The sequence below is a fragment of the Maribacter sp. 4U21 genome (genome assembly GCF_002742365.1).
Lineage (GTDB): Bacteria > Bacteroidota > Bacteroidia > Flavobacteriales > Flavobacteriaceae > Maribacter.
This window is the reverse complement of the sequence record NZ_MDGN01000018.1, coordinates 112,511-139,005: the sequence shown is the minus strand read 5'-3', so window position 1 is coordinate 139,005 and position 26,495 is coordinate 112,511. Positions and strand designations below refer to the sequence as shown.

Genomic DNA, 26,495 nt, shown 5'->3' with positions numbered 1-26,495 from the left:
ATTGGTGGCTTTAAAATATCATCTGAATTTTTGTAAAACTAGTGAACGATAAGTTTTTAATGTGTTTAGAAGTCTCGGTAATCTCCAGCTAAATAGGCATTGGCCTCTTCTTCGGAGAATCTAGCTTTTTCATTATCCCAATGCAATGTTTTATTAGGAAATCCTCCTGCGATAACTCCTAGTAAAATAGTCTCCGTTAGTCTAGAAGCATATGAAAATGGTGCGCTACATTCATCCTTTCCGAGACAAGCATCTACAAATTGATGGTAATGTTTTGGTCCTTCAGAGGCATAATCCCTAATGGGTTTGCCCATATTGTTCGCTTTTTCAATAGCGGTTATCTCGGCTGAAATGTCAATATATTTACCATCCACAATTTTCTGAGGGAGTTTCATAAAATGGGGTAGCAATAACCTGCCTTTTTCTCCAATGAACATAGCACCTTGGTCCGGTAGTTGACCAGCTTCGGTTGTCTTCGTTTCTAGAGACATTTTATCCTCCATTGTGTCATCCTTATCATTAAAATCTTTGACCTTAGTACCATTGGCACCAGGTAATATAAGGTCCTCGTGCATGTCTGGAGCACCCGGACCATCGTGCCATATCCATTTTAAAGTTTCCGTGGTATATTCCGTACCTGGAAACTTGTAGGTGACATTATTGTTTTCCGGAAAACCAAAACCGTTCGGAGCCCTGCACTCATTCTTTATGGTTATGGGAACGTCCAAAGCCAGAGCGTTATAGGGCGTGTCAAAAATATGAACTCCCATATCGCCTAGTGTGCCACAGCCGTAGTCCACCAATTTTCTCCAATTGCCAGGATGGTAAACTCCATCTTTATAGGCTCTTTCAGCCGAAGTCCCCAACCAAAGGTTCCAGTCCAATGTATCTGGCACAGCGTCCTTGCCTTCCGGGACGGGTCCGTCGTAACCCCAATTTTTAGGTGACCAGGCCCTTACGGTATGTACTTTTCCAATAATACCTGATTGAATTAATAGTGTTGCCAATTTGTAATCATAGAACGAATGAACCTGTATTCCCATTTGAGTGACCAAGCCCTTTTCTGCGGCTAGTTTTTTCATAGAACGGGCCTCGGAAACATAATGCGTTAAGGGTTTTTGACAATAAACCGATTTGTTCATTTCCATAGCCATCATAGACGCAGGTGCGTGGGTATGATCCGGAGTGGATACAATTACAGCATCAATCTCATCTGACATTTCTTTGAGCATTACCCTATAGTCCGTAAACGTTTTTGCATTAGGATGTAGTTTTTTTGCCGCTGCTAAGTTATTGGAGTCAACATCACATAAGGCCGTAACATCTACATCAGCGTGAGATGAAATATCCCTTAAGTCTTCACCGCCCATATTACCCACACCTATATGAGCTGTTCGTAATCTGGTCAACTTTTTTGCCGCTGGGGCCACTTGTTTATCTTGTTTGCAGGCCATAATAAAGGAAGGCATAAGAGCGGTGGAGGACGCCAGTATGGCCGATTTTTTTAAAAATTCTCTTTTTTTCATAAGTGGCGGTTATAGTTTTTTAATCTTTATGTTTCTGAACCAAATTGGGCTAGCGTGGTCTTGAAAACCTATATAGCCAGATTTGTATTTTCCATAGTCTTTACTATTTTTCCATTTATCAGAATTCTTTCTTTCGTACCAATCTTCAGACCAGGGTACAAAAGATACTACCATTTTTCCATTTATCCAATGTTCAACTTTTTCCGGCGTGAAAACAATCTTGGTTGCATTCCACTGACCTACGGGATGAAGTACCTTGCCTACCGGGTTTGCCGCGTGCATGGCATAGTCAGAGGCTGTTTGTTGCAAGGGTTTCAACTCTTCCGGTTTGTCCGTGTAACCCAAACTTGTATTGTATGCCGTTAAATCATGGATTTTCGCATAGTTCTCATCGTCTATGAGCTGGTATTCCGGAGCAACTTCAGGCGGACTATCATATCCTTCTTTCAAATGATAGAATATTCCACTGTTTCCCCCTTCCGGCAATTTCCATTCTACATGGAGTTCAAAGTTTTCGAATTCTTCTAGACCATAGATAATATCTTTTCCTCCTTTATAATCTTGTTCAAGGCCTAAAGCGGTGTCAAAAGTGAGTTCACCATTCTTTGCCACCCATCCCGGAGGTAGGGTTTTCCCGTTATAGGCCCTCCAACCATCCGTACTTGTTCCATCGAAAAGTATAATCCATTCTTCAGTTTCGGCTACTGCGGTAGTTGAGGGTGTTTTGGTTTCTTTTTCATTCTTACAGGCTGTGAACAGTATCAGAAATAGGAGAAGCGTTTTTAAATGTTTCATTTTGTGTAGTTTGATTGATGAAACTTAATAAAAAAAATAATGGCGTTAAGCTTTTTTTCGCTTAACGCCATTTGCGCGGTGACCGAAATGATATGGTTATCTGTGTATGGTCTGTGTCCTGTCCGGGCCTACCGATACTATTTTGATAGGCACTTCCAATTCTTTTTCTAAGAAATCTATATAGTCATTAAGCGAACGGGGTAATTGCGCTGCCTTGGTCATTTTTGTTAAATCTTCATCCCAGCCCTCCATTTCGGTATATATGGGAGTTACATTTTCTGCTTCGATATTAAAAGGTAGATGGTCTATTTTATCACCTTTATAATTGTAGGCGGTACAAACCTTTAATTTTTTAAACCCGCTTAAAACGTCACCTTTCATCATCATGAGTTCGGTAACCCCGTTAATTCTTACCGCATATTTTAAGGCTACTAAATCTAACCAACCACATCTCCTTGGTCTTCCAGTGGTTGCTCCAAATTCGTTTCCTACCTTACCCATGGTGGCACCATCTTCATCGAACAGTTCCGTGGGGAAAGGACCACTACCCACCCGGGTAGTATAGGCCTTGAATATACCTTTAACTTCGCCAATCTGGTTAGGAGCTACTCCCAAACCGGTACAGGCACCAGCCGCAGTTGTATTAGAAGAGGTAACGAAAGGATAGGTCCCGAAATCAATGTCCAATAATGAACCTTGAGCACCTTCGGCCAAAATCTTTTTACCGGATTTTTGAGCTTGGTAAAGATATTCTTCACTATCAATGAACGTTAATTCCTTAAGCTCTTCTACCGCACTGAAAAAATCAGACTCCAACTCCGCCAAGTTATACTGGATATCTACATCGTAAAAGTCTATCATGGCTTCGTGCTTGTTAGCGAGAGAGCGGTATTTTTCTTTCCAATCACTCAATTCAAGATCACCGACGCGCATGCCATTTCTTCCGGTCTTATCCATGTACGTTGGACCAATACCCTTAAGCGTAGAACCAATCTTGGCTTTTCCTTTTGCAGCTTCCGAAGCCGCATCCAAAAGGCGGTGGGTAGGTAATATTAAATGAGCCTTACGAGAGATTAATAAAATGGATTTAATGTCTAATTTAAAATCTTTTAACGCATCTAATTCTTTCTTAAAAATAACCGGGTCAATAACAACCCCGTTACCAACTACATTAATTGAATTTTTATGAAAAATTCCGGAGGGTATGGTGTGTAAGACATGTTTTATTCCGTCAAACTCTAGGGTGTGCCCGGCATTGGGACCGCCCTGAAAGCGTGCAATGATATCATAGTTTTTGGTTAATACATCAACAATTTTTCCTTTTCCTTCGTCACCCCATTGTAGGCCTAACAATAAATCTACTGCCATTTAAAATATACTTGGTTAGTCGTTCGTTTTTTCTGTTTTATTCTTTGTTCCGTAAAAGTACAGCGAGTGCGTGTTGATTTTAATGTCGAACACTTCTTCTATCGTTTTTTTTATGGATTGTATACGAGGGTCGCAAAATTCCATTACCTCACCGGTGTCCGTAAGGATAACGTGATCATGTTGCCTGTCAAAATAAGACTTTTCATATTGAGCCTGATTCTTTCCAAATTGATGCTTTCTTACCAGTTTACAATCCAGCAGAAGTTCAATAGTATTATATAGCGTAGCCCGACTTACTCGGTAATTTTTATTCTTCATTTTAATGTAGAGCGATTCTATATCAAAATGATCATCACTTTCGTAAATTTCCTGAAGTATAGCGTAACGTTCTGGCGTTTTTCTGTGCCCGTTATCCTCTAAAAAGCTAGTAAATACGTTCTTTACAATTTCTTGGTTCTTGTCGGAAGCCATATGTATTGCGTTAATGTACAAATGTACATTTAAATTTTAATTCATTTTCTAAAGTCGACCCACTTTGTCGATACCGTTTATTTCCTTTAGGTGGCCGATCAGTTTCTGTAAAATATGATTGTTCTTTACGACCACGGTTATACGCCCCGTAAAAGTTCCGCCATCCGTGCTAAAGTTTAAGTTCCGCATGTTTACGTGCATATTTCCAGATATAACTTCTGTTATTTCGCTGACCAACCCAAGGTTATCTATGCCCGTGAGTTGTATGTCTACTTTAAACTCTTCCTGTGTTGAGTCTACCCATTTAGCACTTATGATTCTATAGGCATAGTTTGATTGCAAGGAAATGGCATTAGGACAGTTTTTTTTGTGCACTTTGATTCCTTCGGAAACGCTTACAAAACCAAAAACCTCATCGCCAGGAATAGGGTTGCAGCATTGAGACAGTTTATAGTCTAATTTTTCTTCTTCTTTTCCAAATACCAGCATGTCGTATTTGGAAGTTATCTCTTCTTTATTAACGTCCTCGGGGGCCGGCGTTCTCCTAATTTTATTTTTAAAGAAGCTTATAAAGGTATTATTGTAATTGGATGCAAAATTCTTAAGCATTTGATTATCAATAGAGCCCATCCCAACACGGTAGAAAAGGTCTAAACTGGTCTTTAGTTTAAAAAAGGTAACCATCTTATTCACCGAATCCTCGTTCAGGGTAATTTTTTGAGATTTCAACTTTCGCCTTAGCATCTCTTTTCCTTCCTCCGCGATAGACTTTTTTTCTTCCCTTAAGACAGATTTAATTTTAGACCTTGCCCTTGCTGTAGTTGCATAGTCTAACCAGTTCTGATTTGGCTTTGCTTGATGGGAGGTTATAATTTCCAATCTATCCCCACTGTTAAGAGTAGTATTAAGTGGCACTAATTTACCGTTCACCTTTGCACCGCGGGTGCGCATACCAACCTCTGTGTGAATGCTAAAGGCAAAATCTAACGGCGTAGCTCCTTTTGGCAAGGATTTTAATTCTCCTTTAGGCGTAAAAACGAATATTTCCTTGGAATATAGATTTAATTTAAATTCCTCTACAAAATCTACCGCGTTGGTGTTAGCGTTCTCCAAGGCTTCCTGCAGTTTGTTGAGCCAAATTTCAATACCCTGTTCTTTTTGATCGCCGTGTTTGTATTTGAAATGAGCTGCATATCCTTTTTCGGCAATCTCGTGCATGCGCTCACTTCGTATTTGTACTTCTACCCATTTTCCTTCCGGTCCCATTACGGTGATATGGAGCGCCTCATAACCTGTAGACTTCGGGGAGGATATCCAGTCTCGCAATCTTACCGGGTTAGGGGTAAAGTGATCCGTTACAATGGAGTATATTTTCCAAGCCAGAAACTTTTCGTTCTGCGCATCCGATTTGTAAATGATACGTATGGCAAACTTGTCGTAAATTTCTTCATAAGATACATTTTGAGCTTTCATCTTCCGCCGCATGGAGAAAATAGATTTCATCCGTCCCTTTATGGTATAGTTTAAACCTTCCTTTTTCAAGGAATTATCTATGACGTCCGAGAAAGAATCAATATAAGCCTGTTGCTCTTCTTTACTTTCTTCAATCTTATTTTTAATTGAGTTGTAAACCTCTGGCTCTGTATATTTTAAGCTCAAGTCTTCTAACTCGGTCTTGATGTTGTAAAGCCCTATTCTATGCGCTAAGGGCGCATAAATGTAGAGGGTTTCTGAAGAGATTTTAACTTGCTTGTGCTCTGGCATGGAGTCCATGGTGAGCATATTATGATATCTATCTGCAATTTTTATGATGATGACACGTACATCATCATTCAGCGTAAGGAGCATTTTTCTGAAGTTCTCCGCTTGCTGGGAGATATTCATATCTTTTTTAAGGTGCGATATCTTTGTTAGACCATCGACGATTCTTGCCACGGTTTCCCCGAACATACGATCAATATCGTCCAAGGTATAATCCGTATCCTCGACCACATCGTGCAGCAGTGCCGAAGCTATGGAAACAGCATCCAAACCAATTTCGGAAGCCACTATTTTTGCTACTGCTATAGGATGAAAAATATAGGCTTCCCCGGACTTTCTACGCTGATCTTTATGGGCATCTACCGCTATCTCAAAAGCACTACGAATAAGTTTTTTATCCTCATCCGTTAATGTTTGGTAGCTAATGCGCAGCAATTCTTTGTATTGCTTGGCGATTAGTTTATTTTCTTTTTCTATAGCGGTTTGTGTCATTCTAGATTAAAATTACCACAATATACGCTGCTATACAACAAAAACTAAGCCTTTAAATTCCTAATTCTGTCTATTAAAGGTGGGTGGGAATAGTGCATAAAAACATATGCTGGGTGAGGGGTGAGGTTGCTTAAACTATTTTTGGATAACTTCTTTAAAGAACTTACCAAGGGGAGTGCGGCAAATGTGTTTTTGGCGTAATCGTCCGCTTCATATTCAAACTTTCTTGAAAAATGGTTCATGAGTAAACCTGTAATTTCTGAAACAGGGCTGTAAAGAATGCCAAAACCTATTAAGGCCGCGTGGAAACTAGGCCTATTAACACCTATGGCCAAAGAGATATCCGGATTATTGATGAACAAAGAGAGTATAAATAACATTACACCAGTGAGTAGGATAGAGGTAATGGGATTAAAGATGATATGTTTCTTTTTGTAATGTCCCACTTCATGGGCTAGCACTGCGACTATTTCGTCCTCATCCAAATCATTGATTAAGGTGTCGTATAAGGTTACGCGTTTCTCCTTACCAAATCCCGAAAAATAGGCGTTGGCTTTGGTTGATCGTTTAGATCCATTGATTACAAAAATATGTTGCAGGTCAAAACCTACATTTTGAGCATAGCCCTCTATCTTCTCCTTTAAACTCCCGTTTGGTAAGGGTTCCTGTTTATTGAAAAGTGGAACTATGAGTTTGCTGTAGAATAGGTTAATGAACAGCGTAAAAACTGCAATTAGGGCCCAAGTATATAACCAGAAGTTTTTTCCCGCAAATTGAAAGAACCATATCACCAAAGCAAGTAGGGCACCTCCAATAATAAGGGTCATTGCCCATCCTTTTATTTTGTCAAGTATAAAGGTTTTGACGGTAGTTTTATTAAATCCGAATTTTTCTTCGATACCAAATGTTTGATAGATACCAAAAGGAGTGCTTAGAATGTCACTACCGATCATGATAATACCAAAAAATAGAAGTGCTTGGAGGATAGGATTTTCAGTTTTGTCCATCACAAAATCGTCTACCCATCCAAAACCCCCCAGCATCAGAAACAAAAGAATAAGCGTTAAGGAAAAAATCGACGTGAATATTCCAAACCTGTAGTTGATTAGTTTATAGGCTTGTGATTTTTGATATTCTTCCTCGTTATAAACATCCTTCAAATCTTCAGGAACCTCGTCTTTGAAATGCCTTGAATTTAAATAGTTTAAGACGGTAGAGACTACAAATTCAAGGATAAGTATTCCTAAAATACAGTAAAAAACGAGGGTGTTATTCATAGGTTGGGTTGAACTTAAAAAGAAAACGCCAGATTAGCTCTTTTGTTGTCATTGGCTTTTTCGCTGTCTTTTCGCTTCAAATATAAGTATTGCTGCGGATACCGATACGTTCATAGAGTCTATATGGCCCTCCATAGGTATGATGATATTCTGGGTGGACTGTTGTAACCATACATCGCTCAATCCACTATCCTCGGTGCCTACCACTATTGCCGTGGGGCCTTTGTAATCTATTTTGGAATAGTCCATGGAGGCTGTTAATGCGGCACAGAAAATAGCGATGTTATTCGCCTTTAAGAAACTTATAATCTCTGAGGAGGAGCCAGTGGCAATAGTACCTGTAAAGACACAGCCCACGCTAGAACGTATAATATTAGGGTTGTACAAATCTGTTTTAGGATTGGCAATGAGTACAGCATCAATATTGGCGGCATCGGCTGTTCTTAGTAAAGCACCAATATTTCCAGGTTTTTCTGGAGCCTCGGCAACTAAAATAAGTGGATTTTCAGTTCCCAGTTTTAACTGTTCAAGGTGGTGAGGTTTCCCTTGTACAATAGCAATAATACCCTCTGTGGTATTTCTGTATGCTATTTTATCATAAACCTCTTGTGAAACCGAAACCAAATCGGTTTTAGCATGAAGATCAATGTTCTCTTGAATGGTGGAAGCCGTTACTAACTTTTCGTTAAATAAGAGCGTATCTAAACTATAATTGCACTGTAGGGCCAGTACTAACTCCCTTTTGCCTTCCAATATAAAAAGTCCTGTGTTTTTACGTTCCTTTGATTTGTCTCGCAAGAGCACTATCTTCTTGACCAAGGTATTTTGCGTACTGGAGATATGTTTAATTTCTGGCATCGCCCGTAAAAATAATGGAATATGTTAAATATTTTAAAAAGTAACGACAGATGTTCTAATAAAAAATCCAACCAAAATGAAAAAAATAGTCTATGTAGTGTTATTTCTTACTTCCTTGGCTTGTAAAGAGCAGGTAAAGCCAGTAGAAAAACAAGAAGAGCAAAAAGAAGAAATAGTTGCCTTAAATGATTTTCCAGAAGCATTGAGAAAGGTCTTTGACGCCCACGGCGGATTGGATATCTGGGAGAAGCAAAGAACTTTGGTTTTTGACTTACCTAAACCCGATGCCAGAGAAACCCATACCGTGGATCTTATTTCGAGGAAAGATAAAATTACCACGACCAACTTTTCTATAGGTTTTGATGGGCAGCATGTATGGCTGTTAGATATGGATAAGAGCTATAACGGGGATGCCGTATTTTATCATAATCTGATGTTTTATTTTTATGCTATGCCTTTTGTTTTGGCGGATGACGGAATTAATTATGGTGCCACGGAGGATTTAGAATTTGAAGGTGTCTCCTACCCAGGTATACGCATCAGCTATGATAATGGTGTGGGCGCGTCTTCTAAGGATGAATACTACCTTCATTATCATCCGGAAACCTTTCAAATGCAATGGCTAGGTTATACCGTTACTTACCGTAGTGGTGAAGTTTCGGATAATGTAAAATGGATTCGTTACGCCGATTGGATGGATATAAACGGAATTGTTTTGCCAAAGTCAATAACATGGTACAACTACGAAGGTAAAACCATCAAAGAAGAAAAAAGCACGGTGACTTTTGAAAATATTGAACTTAGTACTAAAAAGAAGGGAGCTACTTTCTATCAAAAACCTGAGGAAGCGGCCTATGTGACTAAAGAATAGTTTTTGTTGAAGAGGATTAAAATTTAACTTAAAAAAAGGTTAAATCAATTCTAGAGAAAATCAAATCCTGAAATATTATAAGTACCTTAGAAGCTCTTGTGAACACAAGGGCTTTTATTTTACCCTAACATTTCCTTTTCTTTAGGAATAGTATTGATAACAACATACTCATCTAACAACACAATTATGCCAACTTACAATTTAAAGATTAATGGGAAGTCCCGAGAATTTGAGGCTTCGGATGATATGCCCTTGCTGTGGGCCTTGCGCGACCAATTGAATATGGTCGGCACCAAATTTGGATGTGGAATAGGCCAATGCGGAGCTTGTACGGTTCACGTGGACGGTAATGCTGCACGTAGCTGTCAGCTTACGGTCTCACAATTAGATGGCAAGGAGATCACTACTATAGAAGGTCTTTCCGAAGATGGTTCCCATCCCGTACAGGAAGCCTGGAAAGAATTAGATGTTCCACAATGTGGCTACTGTCAAGCTGGTCAGATCATGACTGCATCGGCATTTTTAGAAAGAAATCCCAATCCTTCAAGCAAAGAAATAAGAGGGGCTATGCACGGTAATATTTGTCGCTGTGCGTCTTACAATAGAATCGAAAAAGCGGTTGCGTTGGCAGCTGAAAATAAACTGACCTAATCTAAAATCGTAAATCATGTCAACAATAATCCCATCAAAATTTAGTAGAAGGTCGTTTTTAAGAACTTCCTCATTGGCTAGCGGCGGAATGCTTATCGGTTTTAATTTGTTTACAGCTTGTAAGGATAATGTAAAAATGCCGGTGGATATAGCGTCTTTAAACTATAATGATTTTAATGCGTTCATTAAAATATCCAATGAAGGTATGGTGACCATATTTTCTCCCAATCCAGAGATAGGCCAAGGTGTTAAAACAGCAATGCCCATGCTTATTGCGGAAGAGTTGGACGTACCCTGGGAACACGTGAACGTAGTACAAGGTGCTTTGGATACAAAGAATTTCACAAGGCAAGTTGCCGGCGGAAGTCAGTCCATTCGTTTTGGATGGGATGCGCTTCGCGAAACAGGAGCCTCGGCCCGTCAGATTTTGGTTAATGCCGCGGCGGCGCGTTGGGGGGTAGACCCATCTGAATGTACCGCAAAGCAGGGTGTTATCACGAATTCGAAAGGTGAAACATTAACCTATGGGGATGTTGCCAATGAAGCGGCAATTCTCGAGAGCGAAAGGGCCGCTAGTTATGCCGAAATTGTGGAAGGGGACGCTAACGAGGAAGCGATAGAAAAGATTGTTTTGAAGGACCCTGAAGATTTTACCATAATCGGTACGGACAGGGGCAATGTTGATATTGATAAGATTATTACCGGTAAACCTCTTTTTGGTCTGGATTATAAAGTTGACGGTATGTTGTATGCTACAGTACTCAGACCTCCTGCCTTTGGGCAAGTATTGGAATCTTTTGATGCTACCGATGCTAAGGCGATGCCCGGTGTTGTAGACGTTATCAAAATAGGGGATAAAGCTAAAAAATTATTAAGTGGGGAGCAGGTGAACTGGACGGCAAAATTGGCCCCAACGGAAAAAGTTGTGGTAATCGCCGAAAATACCTGGAGTGCCATAAAAGCCAAAAAGGCGATTAAAGCGGTGTGGTCAAATGGTACGCCATTAGAAAGCACAGCGGCACATGATAAAATACTTACGGGACTATTAGATGGGAAAGAATTTAGAACACTACGTAAAGATGGTGATGTAACAAAGGCATTTGCCGCTGCGGATATCATCCTAGAACGTACTTACGAATCCCCCTTTTTACCGCACAATACTATGGAACCTATGAATTTCTTTGCTGATGTGACGGACGAGAAAATTCATTTGGTAGGTCCGGTTCAAACTCCGGCGGATGCGGCCTCTACCGTGGTCGAATTACTCGGTCGTGATATGGAAGAGGTGCATTTAGAAATGACGCGAATGGGCGGTGGATTTGGAAGACGCCTGTATGGCGATTTCGTTTACGAAGCTGCTGAAATTTCGGATGCTATCAGAAAACCGGTTAAAATGGTTTCTACACGAGAGGATGATATGACCACGGGAGTCTATCGCCCTGCAATAAAATACAGAATTAAAGCAAGTGTAAAGGATGGTGAAATTACGGGATATCAATTAAAAGAAGCCGCTGTGAACGGTAATATGTACGGACTGATACCTAACTTTTTCCCTGCGGGTGCCATTGAGAACTATCAAGTAGATGTAGCAAGTTACGACAGCAATATTTCAACAGGTGCCTGGCGAGCGCCATACACCAACTTCCTTTCCTATGCCGAGCAGAGTTTTTTGGATGAACTGGCAGAGCTGACCGAGAAAGACCCTGTGAAAATGCGGATGGATTTGTTAGAAAAGGTAAAAGGCACCACTGACGACCGTATTCAGTATTCTGCGGAAAGATTGCAGGATGTGTTGCAACTAGCTGTAGAAAAATCGGGTTATGGAACGGATAAGGAGGGAGTTTTCCAAGGGATTTGTGCTTATTATTGTCACAATACCCACGTCGCTGAGGCTGCAGATGTGGTTATGGAAGGGAATGCGCCCGTCGTGAAAAGAATTACGGTAGCGGTAGATTGCGGAATAGTGGTGAACCCTTTAGGTGCGTTAAATCAAATTGAAGGAGGTGCCATTGATGGTGTTGGTCATGCTATGTACGGAGACTTTTCCTTTAAAGATGGCGAACCACAAAGTAAGAATTTTGACGGATATCGGTTGATACGGATGAACGAAACCCCAGTAGTGGAGACCCATTTCATTAAAAATACATTGAGCCCTACGGGGCTGGGAGAACCCACATTACCACCTGCCGGGGCCGCAGTTGCCATTGCGATTAAAAAAGCTACCGGTAATAGGCTGTACAAGCAACCATTTGTGAGTAATATGAATGCTCAACCAATTCTAGGATAATATGGAGGTATTATTTTTTGGAATTGCAAAGGATATCGTTGGCGCCTCACAAATGGCATTTTCATCAGAATCTGAAGCTCCGGAAACGGTTGGGGCCCTAAAAAAACATTTGGTGCATACGTATCCGGAATTTTCTAGATTAACGACTATGGCCGTGGCCGTGAATAGTGAATATGCCCAAGATAATGTACCTTTGAAAAGGAATGATGAAGTAGCTGTTATTCCTCCAGTAAGTGGTGGCTAATGAAGAAGCGAATAGAAATTGTAGAACACATTGATACTTCCCAAGTGTATACCGAGTTATCGGACCCGCACAGTGGAGGTATTTGTGTTTTTATAGGTGCCGTACGAGATTTTACCAAGAACGAAGAAGTTGTGGCCTTAGCGTTTGAGACGTATAAAAAAATGGCCTTGAAGGAAATGGACAAAATTGCCAATGAAGCTATTGAAAAATGGAAACTGAACAAGGTTGTAATGAAACATGCCGTAGGACATAAAGGTGTAGAAGAACCAGTGGTTATCGTGGGTGCGTCATCTGCACATCGGTCAGCATGTTTTGAGGCTTGCCGCTTTTTAATCGATACCCTAAAAGAAACGGTTCCTATCTGGAAAAAAGAAATTTTTAAAAATAAAACGGTTTGGGTATCGGCCCATCCATGAACAAGGCTGTGATAAATAGAAATCATGTTCCGTTATTTTGATTTCTGAACCTGTACTAGAGATATATGTTAGTAGACAATCATAATAGAACCATTAATTATTTACGTTTAGCGGTGACCGATAGGTGTAACTTGCGTTGTAATTATTGTATGCCCTCTGAGGGTATTAATTTTGCTAAGAACGATAAACTCTTCACTATCGAGGAATTATCAAAACTCAGTGCTATTTTGGTGTCGCGGGGTATCAATAAAATTCGTATCACAGGAGGCGAACCTTTCGTGCGGAAGGATGTCATGGTCTTGTTGGCGCAGCTCGCCAATATGGAAGGCCTTGAGGATATCTCCATAACCACAAATGCTACGTTAATCGGTCCCTATATCGATGAACTTAAGGAATTGGGTATCAAGAATATTAATGTAAGCCTGGATGCCATTGACAAAGCTACTTTTGAGCGTATTACGAGGAGAAATCAATATGATGTAGTTCATAACAATTTGATACGTTTAATAACGGAAGGTTTCAATGTCAGAATTAACTTTATAGCACTGGATGGCCAAAACACGCAAGATATTTTACCGATTTTGGAACTTACCAGGCATTACGATGTCGCCGTTCGCTATTTAGAAGAAATGCCATTTAATGGCGGTTCTAAGAAGTTTCAGTCCATTACTTGGGATTACAAACGCATCTTAGAACATATCAGAGAGGCCTATCCAGATTATTATAAGCTAATATCCCCGGAAACATCTACATCCATTAATTACAAGATTCCCGGTTTTAAAGGTTCCTTTGGTGTAATTCCTTCCTTTAGCAGAACATTTTGTGGCAGCTGTAATCGCTTACGAATATCGGCTACAGGAGATGTTATCACCTGCCTTTACGCTAAAGCAAGTGCAAACCTTAGAGAAATTTTGAGAGGAGCCAATTCTGAAGAAAGAATAAAGAATGAAATTTTAAAGGCTGTAGGTAGTAGGGCTAAAACGGGATTTGAGGCTCAGGAAAAACATAAAGACGTATTTTCCAATTCAATGACATCAATAGGAGGGTAATAATGAAAAGTTTATCACACATAAACGAGGAAGGTAATGCGGCCATGGTAGATGTTTCCGATAAGACCTCATCCGCTAGGGTGGCTATCGCAAGTGGCAATGTAACATTCCCTGCGAGTGTATTTCAAACACTTTCCGATCAGGATTTTTTAGGAAAGAAAGGCAGTATCGTGCATACAGCGGTCATTGCCGGTATACAAGGTGTTAAAAAAACGGCGGAGCTAATACCATTGTGCCATCAAATTAATCTCACAAAAATACATCTGGATATTGCCCCGGGCGAGAATCAGTTTCAAATTACCTGTACAGTAAAGTGTAATGGCAAAACAGGGGTAGAAATGGAAGCGTTGACGGGTGTTTCCATTGCAGCCTTAACAATTTATGATATGTGCAAGGCATTATCTCAGGATATTGTAATCTCTAGCGTGCGCTTAGAACAAAAAAAAGGAGGTAAAAATGATTTCCAACGCTAAAATATACGGTCTTGTACTCTCTGGAGGGAAAAGTACCCGAATGGGGGAGGATAAAGGTCTAATTTCCTATCACGGTATTGCACAGAGAGAATATTTGTACCAATTGCTCAATCAAGTCTGTGACGCCACATATCTGAGTATTCGGGAAAATCAAAAAGATGAAATTGCATCTGAGGTTAACACTATAGTCGATAAAAATGAGTACCGTGGTCCTTATAACGGTTTATTATCCGCGCATAAGGCTTTTCCTGATGTAGCATGGCTGGTATTGGCCTGTGACCTCCCTTTGATAGATAGGATGGCTTTAGAAAAGCTTATTGCCAATAGGGATGCGGACAAGATGGCGACCGCTTATGCAGACATTGAAAACCCCCTTCCGGAACCGCTCTGCGCCATATGGGAGCCAAGTGCTTTGCGTACTTCATTGTCTTATTTGGAAGAAGGGAACGGTACGTGTCCACGAAAATTCCTTATAAATAACGATGTACAATTGGTTTACCCTCAAAAAAAGGAAATATTACTCAACGCCAACTCCAAGTTGGAGTATGAAATGGCTTTGGAAAAACTGGCAAAGGGCTAAGAGTTTTACAAGTCATTCGCTGTAGTACTTTGTTAACAGAAAGCTTATTGTTTGGCAAGCTTAGCTTTTTTGCTTTTCACTATATTAGACAAATGAATTTTAACCGCTATTCAAGGCAGACAATCTTAAAAGGTTTTGGCGAAGAAGGCCAAAGAAAGCTCGCGGATGCTAGGGTATTGATTATTGGTGCAGGAGGTTTGGGAGTACCTGTACTAACCTATCTAAACGCCATGGGTATCGGAACTTTGGGAATAGTGGACAATGATAATATTACCCTATCCAATTTACATAGACAGGTCTTATATAATGAAGACACGGTAGGACAATCAAAAGCTGAGGCTGCCAAGAAACAATTAATAGCTCAAAATTCCAATACAGCAATAATCGTTCATAAAACATTTTTGGTAGCCTCCAATGCGCTAGAAATCATAAGGGATTATGATGTGGTGGTAGACGCCACCGATAATTTTCCTGCGCGTTATCTTATTAACGACGCTTGTGTAATATTGAAGAAACCTTTTATTTATGGTGCATTGCATGGTTTTGAAGGTCAAGTCAGTGTTTTTAATTACAAAAATGGCCCCACCTACCGCTGTTTGTTTCCTACCATGCCTAAGGCTGATGAAGTGCCTAACTGTAATGAGCACGGTGTGTTGGGCATACTTCCAGGCATAATAGGAAACCTTCAGGCACTAGAAGCGATAAAGGTTATTGCAGGTATCGGGAATGTGCTGTCAGGAACTTTGCTTTTGTACGATGGGTTAGCGCAACATTTCCAAAAAATAAAGTTTAAGCAAGATCCAAAAAATTTACGAATAAATGCTTTGGCAAGTAGCTATGATTTTACCTGTGAAGTAACAGTCAAATCCATTGCTGCTAGCAAAATTCCAGATTTACTTAAAAATAAAGACATCCAACTTTTAGATGTAAGAACTACTGTGGAGTATGCGCAGAATCATCTAAAGAAAGCCATAAATATACCTTTACACGAGTTAGAGGCTAAGGCCCATGACCTAAATTTAGGCCAGGTCACTTACCTCATTTGCCAATCTGGTAAACGAAGCCAAAAGGCGTTGATTATATTGCAAGAACTATTTTCTGAAAAAGAGTTTGTACAAGTGGAAGGCGGCATGAATAAGATAGATTCCTATGCAAATACCCATTGAAAGTCTTGTAGTGTTGTGCCTAGGCTTTTTTGTAATCGCCACTTTATACTCCGCAGTGGGTTTTGGTGGTGGTTCTAGTTATTTGGCATTGCTGACCATATTCTTATCCGGTTTTTTTGCCATAAGGTCCATTGCTTTGGTATGTAATTTAGTAGTAGTATCTGGAAGCACGTATCTCTATATTAAAAATAATCATGCCACTTTGAAGGATTTTCTTCCTTTTGTGCTAACCAGTATTCCTTTAGCTTTCTTTGGGGCTTCCTTTCGTTTAGAAGAAAATATCTTTTTTACGATATTGGGAATTGCATTAATTGTGTCTGCTTTGTCCTTGGCTCTTCAAACGTTTCAATTGAAGGAAATAGAAACAAATACCTATCCGAATCGCCTAAGTTATCTTCTTGGTAGTGGTATCGGTTTTTTATCCGGACTAGTAGGCATTGGAGGGGGTATTTTTCTAGCACCCATTTTAAATCATTTACGTTGGGATAAGGCTATAAAAATTGCCGCCCTGGCCAGTTTCTTTATCTTGGTTAATTCTGTTTCGGGCTTAATCGGGCTATTGTATAGCGGTACTTTAGAATTACCATGGATTGAAACCTTATGTCTGGCGGCCACTGTTTTCATGGGAGGACAATTGGGCATTCGCATGAGTTTAAAGCGGTTGTCCGCAAAGGGAATAAAACGTATTACCGCACTACTTATCTTTATAGTAGGTTTGCGTGTTTTAGTAATTAACGGACTGGAACTATAGTATGATACCATTTAAAGAAGCTTATGACAAAGTGCTTTCCTATTCTATGGATTTAGGAGTGGAAAAGGTAAATCTGATGAATAGTTCTGGTAGAATTTTAGCGGAAGATATAAAGGCCGACCGTGATTTCCCTCCTTTTAATAGGGTTACTAAGGACGGTATTGCCATCTCATATGCTGCTCTTGCGAACGGTGTTACCAAGTTTAGGATGGAAGGTATTGCCAGTGCTGGAATGCCGCAACAACGCTTAAAAGATGAAAATGCCTGCCTAGAGGTAATGACCGGAGCCGTGTTACCCTTGAAAACGGATACGGTAATTATGTACGAGCAGCTAACTATTGAAGATGAATGGGTGGTAATTAACAAAGCGGTCACTCAAGGACAAAATATTCATTATCAAGGAAGTGATACATTTCAGGGGACTGTGATTTTAAAGAAGGGACACGTTATAGGGCCTGCCGAAATTGGAGTCATGGCTTCTGTTGGTGCCGATAAAATAAATGTGCAAGCTTTACCGAGGGTTTGTGCCATTTCAACTGGTGATGAGTTGGTTAATGTAAACGAAACGCCAGAACCACATCAGATTAGAAAATCTAACAGTATTACACTGGAAGTAGCTTTGTCTAAACTCGGAATAGTAGCGTCAGCATTTCATTTAGAGGATGATAAGACAGCTATAAGAAAAGGACTGGAAAACGCTTTGCAGGAGAATGATGTGTTGCTTTTAAGTGGTGGTGTCTCCATGGGAAAGTTCGATTTTATTCCGGAGGTCATGGATGCATTGGGAGTGGAAAAAGTCTTTCATAGAGTTGCACAAAGACCGGGAAAACCTTTTTGGTTTGGTTTTCATGAAGACCACAATACTGCTATTTTTTCTTTTCCTGGGAATCCCGTGTCGACATTTGCGAATTATCATATTTATTTTCTTCCATGGCTAAAAACTTCTTGGAATCTTCCGATACACCTCTCTTTTGCGAGACTGGCCAAAGAGCTACGGATCAATCCACCACTAACTCGGTTCATTCAGGTTAAAACCCATTGGAAAGATGGTGTCCTACATTCAACGCCCGTGAGTGAAAATGGCACGGGGGATTTGACCAGTTTGGCAAAATCCGATGGTTTTATTTGTTTGGAGCCTAGAAAAGCTATTTATAATGTAGGGGAACTGGTTATTTTCGTTCCCACAAGGTGAACTATACTAATTAGGCTACTATTACTATATTCTGTGTTTTGCTAGTTGTTTTTTGTGATTTCGACATCTTTGGATCCATACTACTTGTTACATTCTTAGAATTCTGCTCAATTAATTGACAGCTAGTTTTTTATATAAATTTATTGAGTGTTAAAGTCCTGCCAAAAAAGTAATATTTCAGGGTTTTAAACGTCTTATGCCGTGTGAAAAAAGGAGTGATTATTTCACTCATCACAATCAAGAAAATAAATTAACATGAAAAATTATAAAAAACAAGATTCGAAAAACACAGCAAGTTCAGATAGGTCATTGACCCGACATTCGAGCTGGAGAGAGCATCGCAGACATACTGGATTAAAATTAATTCGGTTCTCTTAAGGTATGAAAAGAGAAATGGAAAAAGGGAGGACATTGTCCTCCCTTTTTCTATTGTAGGAGGGTCTATTATTTTTAAACTTGCCTTTCCGTATATTTTATAGTTAAGAAACAACAACACACTAACACCTTTCTGTTTTTGATTCTTTAAAAATTCTTTCTCTAGGAATTTAAGATATGTAGAGGTAATATAAAATGTAAGTGTTTGAAATAAAGTATATTATACATATATTAGACTTCAACTAATCCAAGCGTACTATGAATCCAGTACTAAAGAATATGTTAGCCGTGCTGGCTGGTCTTATTGTGGGTAGCCTTGTAAATATGGGGATAGTCATACTTAGTGGTTCAATAATACCACCTCCAGAAGGTGGAGACGTAACAACCATGGAGGGATTAAAAGCTACAATGCATCTTTTTGAACCCAAACATTTTATCATGCCCTTTTTAGCCCATGCATTGGGAACACTCGGCGGAGCTTTTGTTGCTGCTGAAATTGCAGCTTCTCGTAATTTTTTCATGGCCTTAATCGTCGGTGCTTTTTTCTTTATTGGTGGGGCCTTAAGTGTTAGCAGCTTAGGAGGGCCAATGTGGTTTAATGCATTGGATTTAGTAGTTGCGTACTTTCCAATGGCATATTTGGGTTGGAAATTGGCAGGAAGTAAGTAGGGCTAAGGCATAAGTAAATATGTATAAAGCTGGCCTTAAATTCTCCTTGTGCTTTAAGAGCGACGGAGTTAGTAAAGAAGAGGTTAAAATACATCTAACTTGCGTTTAGAGCACAGTCAACCTTCTCTTGTGTAACGAATTTTAGGGAGTTACTGTTCTGTCGGACGCAGTATTTTTGCAACTACGGCAACAGAATCAATCTTATTTCGATAATAATACACGGGAAAATATTTGTCTTTTGCCCAGGGTTCAAAAAGATTATTATAAAATGGACTATCGGGATTACCCGATTGGCCAGGGCCATTGGTTCCTATTGCCGCATCCCAGTCTCCCGTATTAACAATCATACGAAATGATGCGCCACTACTTTGTCTTAAATTACCGCCTGTAGAACCCGGTGTGTAGGCATTACCTCCTCTTGGAAGTGGACCAAGGTCTAACTTTGAACGGGTGGCATCATTGACGGCGTGGCTCAAGGCATGCTTCATATAGGTATGCTTGTTTTTTGCTTGTCCATAGTGCCATTGACTCATATCCGAACCTAAGTTTATTTCTAATTCTGAAACGGCCTTGATGAAAGCATCTTTTAGAAACTTATCCCTTCCCAAGATGGGATTGGCTCCAAAATGACTGTCTGGTTTGGTAATCCAATCCATGATGCGCTTCATCTGCAGCGTTTTTATGATACCTTTTGCTTCTTCGGGAATAAAACGATCATTGGCCATGCTTTTTATTTGATTCTCCCAGGCAACGTAAATGCCAGCAGGTACTGAACTGGCTTCTAATCTGTAATCCCAGTCATTTAGTTTAGTTTTCGCTTCGGCCGCTTTATCGCTAAAATCATACTCTTTTAACATAGGAACAAGTATCCGTGCAGGAATAGAAAGATAATCTGTCTGAAGTGCCTTCATGTCTTCCATAGTTAATTTTTTAGTACGATCACTTAGAATTTCATCTACGCGATTACCACGATAAGGGTCGGACCATGAAAACCCGATAGCGTCCCAGCGCGTGTAATTTTCCGGGGTTACGTTTTGGTTGGCCGTGGCCAGATAACCTTTAGCGGGATTGTAATCGTTTGGTTTCTCAATGATGGGCAAATAACCGTCCCACTCATAGCGTCCATCTCCTGGGACGGGTACAAGTCCGCTGAAATTACCGCGGATAGGGGCAATGCCTACCGCCTGCCAGCCAATGTTACCTGCTTTATCGGCCCATATCATGTTTTCTCCGGGTATATGACTGTAATTACAGGCTTCCCTGAACTCCTCCCATGTTTTGGCCTGGTCCATGCGTAAGGATGCCAAATAAGGGGAGCCTCCCGGTTCTAACCAAGCACACCGTACTGCATAGGCTACATTATTTTCCTTATCTATACGGGTTACAGGACCATGTACGGTATAATTTAATTGAGCAATGTAGTCTTCTTTGCCCTTAATTTTTATAGTTTCTGAAATTTGTGTCATATTCACCCAAGCTCCATTGTGTTTGTATTGAGTATGATTTTCAGGATTCAGTTCATATACATACAAATCTTCACCATCCGTTCTAAAAACAGTAAGGCCCCATGAGCCGTATTCGTTATGACCAATGGAGATTCCAGGGATTTCTGGTTCACCACCACCAATAACATTCCACCCAGGGGCTACCAAATGTACCATGTAGCGTAGTGAGGGAACGGCTATGGTTCTATGAGGATCGTTCGCCATATAGGTATTGCCATCTGCCATCAGTTCACCTTTTACCACCCAGTTGTTACTGCCTATGGACAAAGAATCGTTTTTGTCTTCGATTACAGAGAGCACTTCTTCTTCTTCTAGGTCTATATTTTTATATTCGGAAACAATATCCTCTTTTTTAAATTTTATGGTTTGCCTGTAGGCATCATATAGTTCCAGAATATTATCCGATAGTAAATCGACATTAATTTTTGGGTCTATGTTCAAATCGGGTTCCTTGGGGTGTAACCAGAATAAATCTTTTGTCTTTTCCGGGCCTAACTCGGCTACGGCACGTCCTATGGTCAGTTCGTCTCCAATATTACCTAGAAGACCTTGATGTCTTGAAATAACGACCTCGGGAGTCCATTTTTGAGGTTTTAAATCTAGTATCTTAAATTCTATGGGGAGCTGCTCGGGTGTTTTAAGGATTTCCTCGATATATGCGTTTACACCATCGGTATAAGCAGTGATAATTTCAATTCCTTCGTCATGGTAATGATTCATTTCTGCTGTCATATCGCCTCTAAACTTAAAGAGACGTGTGCCGATATCCCTTTTGAGCTCGCGTTCTCCAAGTATTTCGGCTACGGTGCCTGTGGCTTGTCTACGCCAAATTTCAAACTGGAAAAGACGATCTGTAGTAGCGGCATAACCTTGGGCAAAGAATAAATCGTGCTGGGTTTTGGCATATATATGATTAATGCCCCATTCATCTCTAATAATTTCTACAGGTTCTTGAAGTCCAGGAACTATTAATTCATTTGAATTAACCCTTTGAGATTCTTTACAGGAAAATAGAAGTGTTATAATACTTAAGAGAAATAGATGTCTCATTCTAGATGAATATTTGTTGGTATTTAAAAAGCTCGATATTTCTTCGAGCTTTTATTTTTTTATTCGATAATCAAAATTTTAATACTCCTATACTTACGTCGAACTAAATATTGGCTTTGTTTCTTGCGCCTATGAGCTTGCATCAAGACCATTCGCTTTTGGATAAAAGCTTGGTCGCTTACGAATCAGTTTAAAATTACAGTTTTATAGTGTAATCGGTAATTTATTTTCCTTCGTACTTGCTCATGTATCTTTTCCAAAGTTCTGTTTGATGTGTTTCCAAGGAAATGTCCCTACCATCTATGAACGCATATGTTAATTGATTACCACGCATATCTAGCGCATCTCCTTCAGATATAAATAAAGTAGCACTTTTGCCCGTTTCCAAAGTACCATAGTCTACATCGATGCCCAAAATTTTAGCGTTATTACTTGTGATTAGCTGCAATGCTTTCTCTTTATCCAAACCTTGTTGACCGACTTGACCGGCATAAAAAGGAAGGTTTCTAGTTTGAAAATTGGAAGCATTCGTATTTTGAAGTCCAACCAATAAGCCTGCATCCATTAGAAGTTTTGGCAGTTTAAAGGGAAGGTCATAATCGTCATCATCAAAAACAGGAAGGTTATGCGTAAACTGCACCAAGACCGGTATGTTGTTCTTCTTTAGAAAATCCGTGATTTTATAGGCTTGATATCCGCCTACCAATACCACTTCTTGGGCACCATTGGCTTTAAGAGTGTTTACGGCGTCTATGATTTCTTTTTCACCGTCCGCATACACATATAGTTTTTGTTCCCCGCTAAAAATACCTTGCATTGCTTGGAATGCGGGGTTCACTTCTTTGGGCTCTGATTTTCCATAGGCCATTGCGTTTTTCATAAAAGTGACCACTGCATCGGTTTCTTCACCGTAATTTTTATTAGGTCGATAGCCTCTATCTTCACCCATCCACCATCTGCCTTGACGAAAGCTTCTGGGCCAGTTCAAATGAATACCGTCATCAACTTTAATGGCTGCGTCTTCCCAGTTCCAAGCGTCGAACTGCACTATGGACGAGGTTCCGGAGATACGACCGCCCGAAGGCGCTATCTGCCCGAGCAGGACACCGTTGGGGCGCATGCTTTCCACCACCTTGGATTCTGCGTTATAAGCGATAAGACTGCGGACATGTGGTATTAAGTCTCCTATCTCATCTTGATCGTCACTGGCTCTTACAGCATTGACCTCCACCAGACCTAAGGTCTTCGCAGGTGCTATAAAACCAGGATAAATATGTTTTCCCGTAGCATCGATGACCTTACCTTTTCTGGCAATTTTCATTTTACTGTCTCCAACAAAGGTAATTTTACCGTCCTCGAACATAATTAAAGAACTTTCTATTATTTCTCCATTACCGAGGTGTGCAGTTGCACCCTCTATGGAAATGGCTTCCTTTTGTTCAGAAGCTGGAGTCTGCTGTGCTATGCCCTTAAAGAAGATGCCAATGACAGCGATTACTAGTATACTATTTTTCATCTTATATCTTTTAAGTCGTTTTTTCATTTTAAAGGCTCTCACAGGTAAAGTTTCTTTTAACACTCTGTTTTGGAGCTTGCATTTTTGCGCCGCCTGCTTTTTCCTTTAGCATCATTTTCACCAAATCATTTCGTTCTTTCTTAATGGCTTCGCGCTGTTGTTTGTCCTTTTTTAAATCAAAATAAGTAACGCCCTCTATAATGGTCTTTTCAGCCTTTGTATAGATGGACATGGGGTGGCCGGACCATAATACTACATCCGCATCCTTCCCTTCTTTGATACTTCCTACGCGATTATCTATATGCAATAATTTTGCTGGATTTATCGTAACCATTTTCCAAGCTTCCAGCTCGGTCATTCCTCCATACTTTACGGTTTTTGCCGCTTCTTGATTTAATCGTCTTATCATTTCACGGTCATCACTGTTGATGGCTACCGTAACTCCTTGTGCTTGCATGATAGCCGCATTGTAGGGAATCGCGTCGTTTACTTCATATTTGTAGGCCCACCAATCACTAAAGGTTCCGGCGCCTACACCATGCTCTGCCATTTTATCCGCTACCTTATAACCTTCCAAAATATGGGTGAAGGTGTTTACTCGGAAACCAAATTTTTCCGCAACCTTCATCATCATATTTATTTCGCTTTGAACGTAGGAGTGGCAACTAATAAAACGTTCTCCGTTGATAATCTCTGCCAATACTTCCATCTCCTCATCGTAACGGTAAGGTTTTCCCGCTTTCTTTTTGGTGTCGTACTCTTTTGCACGTTGAAAATAGTTCATAAATACCTGTTCCACACCCATACGTGTCTGAGGGAAACGAGAAAAACTCTGCCAGTTAGATTGCTTTACATTTTCTCCTAAAGCAAATTTGATGAACTTTGGTGTGTTATCGTAGATAAGTCCGTCAGCTTCTTCCCCCCACTTCAATTTTAGTATGGCAGAACGTCCACCAATAGGATTGGCGGAGCCGTGTAATAGTTGTAAAGAGGTAACACCACCGGCAAGTGAACGGTAGATGCCCATATGTTCTGGGTCCACAACATCTTCCATTTTAACTTCCGCAGTACTGTTATGCCCTGCTTCATTTATGGCCAAAGCTGCAATATGGCTGTGTTCATCAATAATACCTGCGGTTAAATGTTTCCCGGTACCATCAATTACGGTAGTGCCACCTGCGCCAAGGTCTTTCCCTATTTTTGTTATTTTACCGTTCTTGATTAGGACATCCGTATTCTCAAGAATGCCGGCCGCTTCACTCGTCCATACCGTGGTGTTTTTTATGAGCAGGTTTTCTTGTTCGGGCTTCTTTGTAAAACCGTAACCTACGTTAGGATAGGTAACGGGCATTACTGTTGGAGTAGCCATTTCACTTTTCTCTTTATCTTTTTCATTAAAGTCAGCCTTCTTTGTAGCGGTAAAGAAACTTTCCGTGCCGTCTGGAAGTATTAATCTCCCCGATAGGTTTGCTGCCTCTTTTGTCACAGCTCCTATCATGCGATAGGTTTCTGAACCTTCGTCTGTCGCAAAGGACATGGTCAACCAATTATCCTTGTAGTTTAACTTGGATTTTAATTTTGAGGTATCTTGTTTTACTTCTAGTTTAGGTTTGGCCACTTCACCTGTAATAGAGAGGTCGTAAGACTCACCTTGTACACTTAGCTTGTAATCGCCACGGATATCCTTTATATCCTTGTTGTTTATACTATTTTTATTCCCCTGAACCCAATTTTCATAAAGGGTTGTGGATTTTTCGAAGATAGGACCTGAGGTAATCAAAAAGTTGGCATATGTGCCCGCTTTAAGCGACCCGATTTGGGCTGTTTTACCTAAAATTTGAGCAGGAACGGTGGTCAAGGCTTCTAGCGCCTTGGTTTCGGAAAGTCCGTATTCTATGGCTTTCATCAGGTTGCTTTTGAACTTGGATATAGATTTTAGGTCATAAGGCGTTAGTGAAAAGGGAACCTCATTTTCTGCTAAAACCTTTGGATTGGATGGTGCCTGGTTCCAGTAGCGCATATCTTTTAAGGACACATAACCCGCCTGATAGGGGTCTGATACATCATAAGCTTCGGGAAAATTTATGGGAATGATGTATTTAGCGTTCGTAGCTTTTATTTCTGCAATACGTTCAAACTCATTTCCTCCTCCTAAGATGGTATATTGAATGCCGTTGGCATCTCCAATTTTATCTGCTCTCAGCGCGTGACCTTTATCTTTAGCTTCAAAAATTTGAGGCAACCCTTTATTTTCAATCAGTGCTTCCAAGGACCGGTCTTTGGTGTCGGAATTACCTTTGGCATACCAATCCGCATCGCTGTACAACTGTCTTAGCAAGGCTAAAGCTCCCATTAAGGAGGTTGGATAGGCTTGCTTTTTGAGTACACTTTTGTTCAACGAAAAGTACTGTGCGGATTTATCGTCCAGAATTCTATTGGCATCCGTACCATCCCCGTTCAAGGCAATCAAAACTCCGGTTCCCCTTGCTATACCGTCATGAATATGAGAGTTCACCACGCCAAAACCAGCTTCCCTTAGTTCTTTGGCAGATTTGTCGTCGTATTTAAATTGTTGTATGGCATTATTTTCTGGCATGATATGGTCGTTCCAATAAAAACCATCACGTTCTGCTTCATACTGTGCAGCTCTACCACCTCCTGGTTTTCTTTTAGGTTGTTCTACTCCAAACTTGGAATAGACATCAATGAACGACGGATAAATAGATTTACCGCTTAGGTCCACCACGACACTATTTTTAGGTACCGTAACGTTGGAACCAACGGAAACAACCTTACCATTTTGAATAAGCAGGGTGCCTTTTTGAACAACTTCTGTTGGGGTTACATAAATCTTGGCATTGGTAAATGCAGTGTAATTATTGTTGTTCGCTTTAACACCTTCGTTTTCAGGAAAGTAGTCTTGTGCGAAAATTGTAGTGCTACACCAGAATAGGCATAGCAGGAGCATGCTTTTTTTCATTTCAGTTCGTTTGGATTAGTCCTTTTAAAAATAAGGCTTGTGCGTCTATTATAAAGGAATTTCGACCACTTTAACACTAAACAAAAACTCTTTTAGAAATAATTTAAATAAGGCTTTTGTAATTCGTTTAATAAGGTAACTCAATAGAACGAGGACAATTTTAGCAATGGAT

Annotated in this window: 22 protein-coding genes; 12 read left to right on the top strand and 10 right to left on the bottom strand. The window is 40.2% G+C overall.

Annotation, left to right across the window (positions count from 1 at the left end; translation table 11 throughout):
* Positions 1-65: 65 nt before the first annotated feature.
* From BFP77_RS03670 to BFP77_RS03640, 7 genes are all read right to left on the bottom strand, one after another.
* Positions 66-1,526 carry a Gfo/Idh/MocA family protein gene (locus BFP77_RS03670; RefSeq protein WP_099572715.1) on the bottom strand — a complete coding sequence of 487 codons (1,461 nt, stop codon included), beginning with the start codon at positions 1,524-1,526 and terminating at the stop codon, positions 66-68.
* A 9-nt stretch (positions 1,527-1,535) separates the two neighbouring features.
* Positions 1,536-2,321, bottom strand: a complete 786-nt coding sequence (locus BFP77_RS03665; RefSeq protein ID WP_099572714.1) for a 3-keto-disaccharide hydrolase — start codon at positions 2,319-2,321, stop codon at positions 1,536-1,538.
* A gap of 96 nt (positions 2,322-2,417) precedes the next feature.
* On the bottom strand, positions 2,418-3,689 hold the full coding sequence (locus BFP77_RS03660) for an adenylosuccinate synthase (RefSeq protein ID WP_099572713.1): 1,272 nt from the start codon (positions 3,687-3,689) through the stop codon (positions 2,418-2,420).
* A 15-nt stretch (positions 3,690-3,704) separates the two neighbouring features.
* Positions 3,705-4,160, bottom strand: a complete 456-nt coding sequence (locus tag BFP77_RS03655) for a Fur family transcriptional regulator (RefSeq protein WP_099572712.1) — start codon at positions 4,158-4,160, stop codon at positions 3,705-3,707.
* 48 nt (positions 4,161-4,208) lie between these two features.
* Positions 4,209-6,413, bottom strand: a complete 2,205-nt coding sequence (locus tag BFP77_RS03650) for a RelA/SpoT family protein (protein ID WP_099572711.1) — start codon at positions 6,411-6,413, stop codon at positions 4,209-4,211.
* Positions 6,414-6,457: 44 nt separating this feature from the next.
* The gene (locus tag BFP77_RS03645; protein ID WP_099572710.1) at positions 6,458-7,690 is read right to left on the bottom strand and encodes a M48 family metallopeptidase; all 1,233 of its coding nucleotides are present in this window, start codon (positions 7,688-7,690) and stop codon (positions 6,458-6,460) included.
* 48 nt (positions 7,691-7,738) lie between these two features.
* Complete coding sequence (locus BFP77_RS03640) at positions 7,739-8,548, bottom strand: TrmH family RNA methyltransferase (RefSeq protein WP_099572709.1); 810 nt, start codon at positions 8,546-8,548, stop codon at positions 7,739-7,741.
* A gap of 76 nt (positions 8,549-8,624) precedes the next feature.
* Between BFP77_RS03640 and BFP77_RS03635 the strand changes: the two genes are divergently transcribed.
* The 12 genes from BFP77_RS03635 to BFP77_RS03580 all read left to right on the top strand — a co-directional run bounded on the left by BFP77_RS03635 (position 8,625) and on the right by BFP77_RS03580 (position 19,272).
* Positions 8,625-9,419: a DUF6503 family protein gene (locus BFP77_RS03635; protein WP_099572708.1), complete on the top strand. Its 795-nt coding sequence runs from the start codon at positions 8,625-8,627 to the stop codon at positions 9,417-9,419.
* Between the two features lie 186 nt (positions 9,420-9,605).
* Positions 9,606-10,070 (top strand): (2Fe-2S)-binding protein, encoded by a 465-nt coding sequence (locus tag BFP77_RS03630; protein WP_099572707.1) that lies wholly within the window; start codon positions 9,606-9,608, stop codon positions 10,068-10,070.
* A 16-nt stretch (positions 10,071-10,086) separates the two neighbouring features.
* Entirely contained in the window at positions 10,087-12,357 is a 2,271-nt protein-coding gene (locus BFP77_RS03625; protein ID WP_099572706.1) for a xanthine dehydrogenase family protein molybdopterin-binding subunit, read from the top strand.
* Position 12,358: 1 nt separating this feature from the next.
* A complete protein-coding gene (locus BFP77_RS03620) occupies positions 12,359-12,601 on the top strand; it encodes a MoaD/ThiS family protein (protein ID WP_099572705.1) in 243 nt (80 codons plus the stop codon).
* Entirely contained in the window at positions 12,601-13,017 is a 417-nt protein-coding gene (locus BFP77_RS03615; protein WP_099572704.1) for a molybdenum cofactor biosynthesis protein MoaE, read from the top strand. The genes BFP77_RS03620 and BFP77_RS03615 overlap by 1 nt, the downstream gene beginning before the upstream one ends.
* Before the next feature lie 65 nt (positions 13,018-13,082).
* On the top strand, positions 13,083-14,066 hold the full coding sequence (gene moaA, locus BFP77_RS03610; RefSeq protein WP_099572703.1) for a GTP 3',8-cyclase MoaA: 984 nt from the start codon (positions 13,083-13,085) through the stop codon (positions 14,064-14,066).
* A gap of 2 nt (positions 14,067-14,068) precedes the next feature.
* On the top strand, positions 14,069-14,539 hold the full coding sequence (moaC, locus tag BFP77_RS03605) for a cyclic pyranopterin monophosphate synthase MoaC (protein WP_099572702.1): 471 nt from the start codon (positions 14,069-14,071) through the stop codon (positions 14,537-14,539).
* The gene (locus tag BFP77_RS03600) at positions 14,523-15,119 is read left to right on the top strand and encodes an NTP transferase domain-containing protein (RefSeq protein WP_099572701.1); all 597 of its coding nucleotides are present in this window, start codon (positions 14,523-14,525) and stop codon (positions 15,117-15,119) included. Before moaC ends, BFP77_RS03600 begins: the two co-directional genes overlap by 17 nt.
* Before the next feature lie 92 nt (positions 15,120-15,211).
* The gene (gene moeB, locus BFP77_RS03595) at positions 15,212-16,285 is read left to right on the top strand and encodes a HesA/MoeB/ThiF family protein (protein WP_099572700.1); all 1,074 of its coding nucleotides are present in this window, start codon (positions 15,212-15,214) and stop codon (positions 16,283-16,285) included.
* Positions 16,269-17,036: a sulfite exporter TauE/SafE family protein gene (locus BFP77_RS03590; RefSeq protein ID WP_099572699.1), complete on the top strand. Its 768-nt coding sequence runs from the start codon at positions 16,269-16,271 to the stop codon at positions 17,034-17,036. Before moeB ends, BFP77_RS03590 begins: the two co-directional genes overlap by 17 nt.
* 1 nt (position 17,037) lies before the next feature.
* On the top strand, positions 17,038-18,228 hold the full coding sequence (locus BFP77_RS03585; RefSeq protein WP_099572698.1) for a molybdopterin molybdotransferase MoeA: 1,191 nt from the start codon (positions 17,038-17,040) through the stop codon (positions 18,226-18,228).
* 633 nt (positions 18,229-18,861) lie between these two features.
* Positions 18,862-19,272 (top strand): hypothetical protein, encoded by a 411-nt coding sequence (locus BFP77_RS03580; protein ID WP_099572697.1) that lies wholly within the window; start codon positions 18,862-18,864, stop codon positions 19,270-19,272.
* Between the two features lie 149 nt (positions 19,273-19,421).
* Here the strand turns inward: BFP77_RS03580 and BFP77_RS03575 are convergent, their stop codons facing one another.
* From BFP77_RS03575 to BFP77_RS03565, 3 genes are all read right to left on the bottom strand, one after another.
* Positions 19,422-21,827 (bottom strand): penicillin acylase family protein, encoded by a 2,406-nt coding sequence (locus tag BFP77_RS03575; RefSeq protein WP_099572696.1) that lies wholly within the window; start codon positions 21,825-21,827, stop codon positions 19,422-19,424.
* A gap of 223 nt (positions 21,828-22,050) precedes the next feature.
* Complete coding sequence (locus BFP77_RS03570; RefSeq protein WP_099572756.1) at positions 22,051-23,343, bottom strand: amidohydrolase family protein; 1,293 nt, start codon at positions 23,341-23,343, stop codon at positions 22,051-22,053.
* Between the two features lie 28 nt (positions 23,344-23,371).
* The gene (locus BFP77_RS03565; protein ID WP_099572695.1) at positions 23,372-26,323 is read right to left on the bottom strand and encodes an amidohydrolase family protein; all 2,952 of its coding nucleotides are present in this window, start codon (positions 26,321-26,323) and stop codon (positions 23,372-23,374) included.
* Between the last annotated feature and the right edge of the window lie 172 nt (positions 26,324-26,495).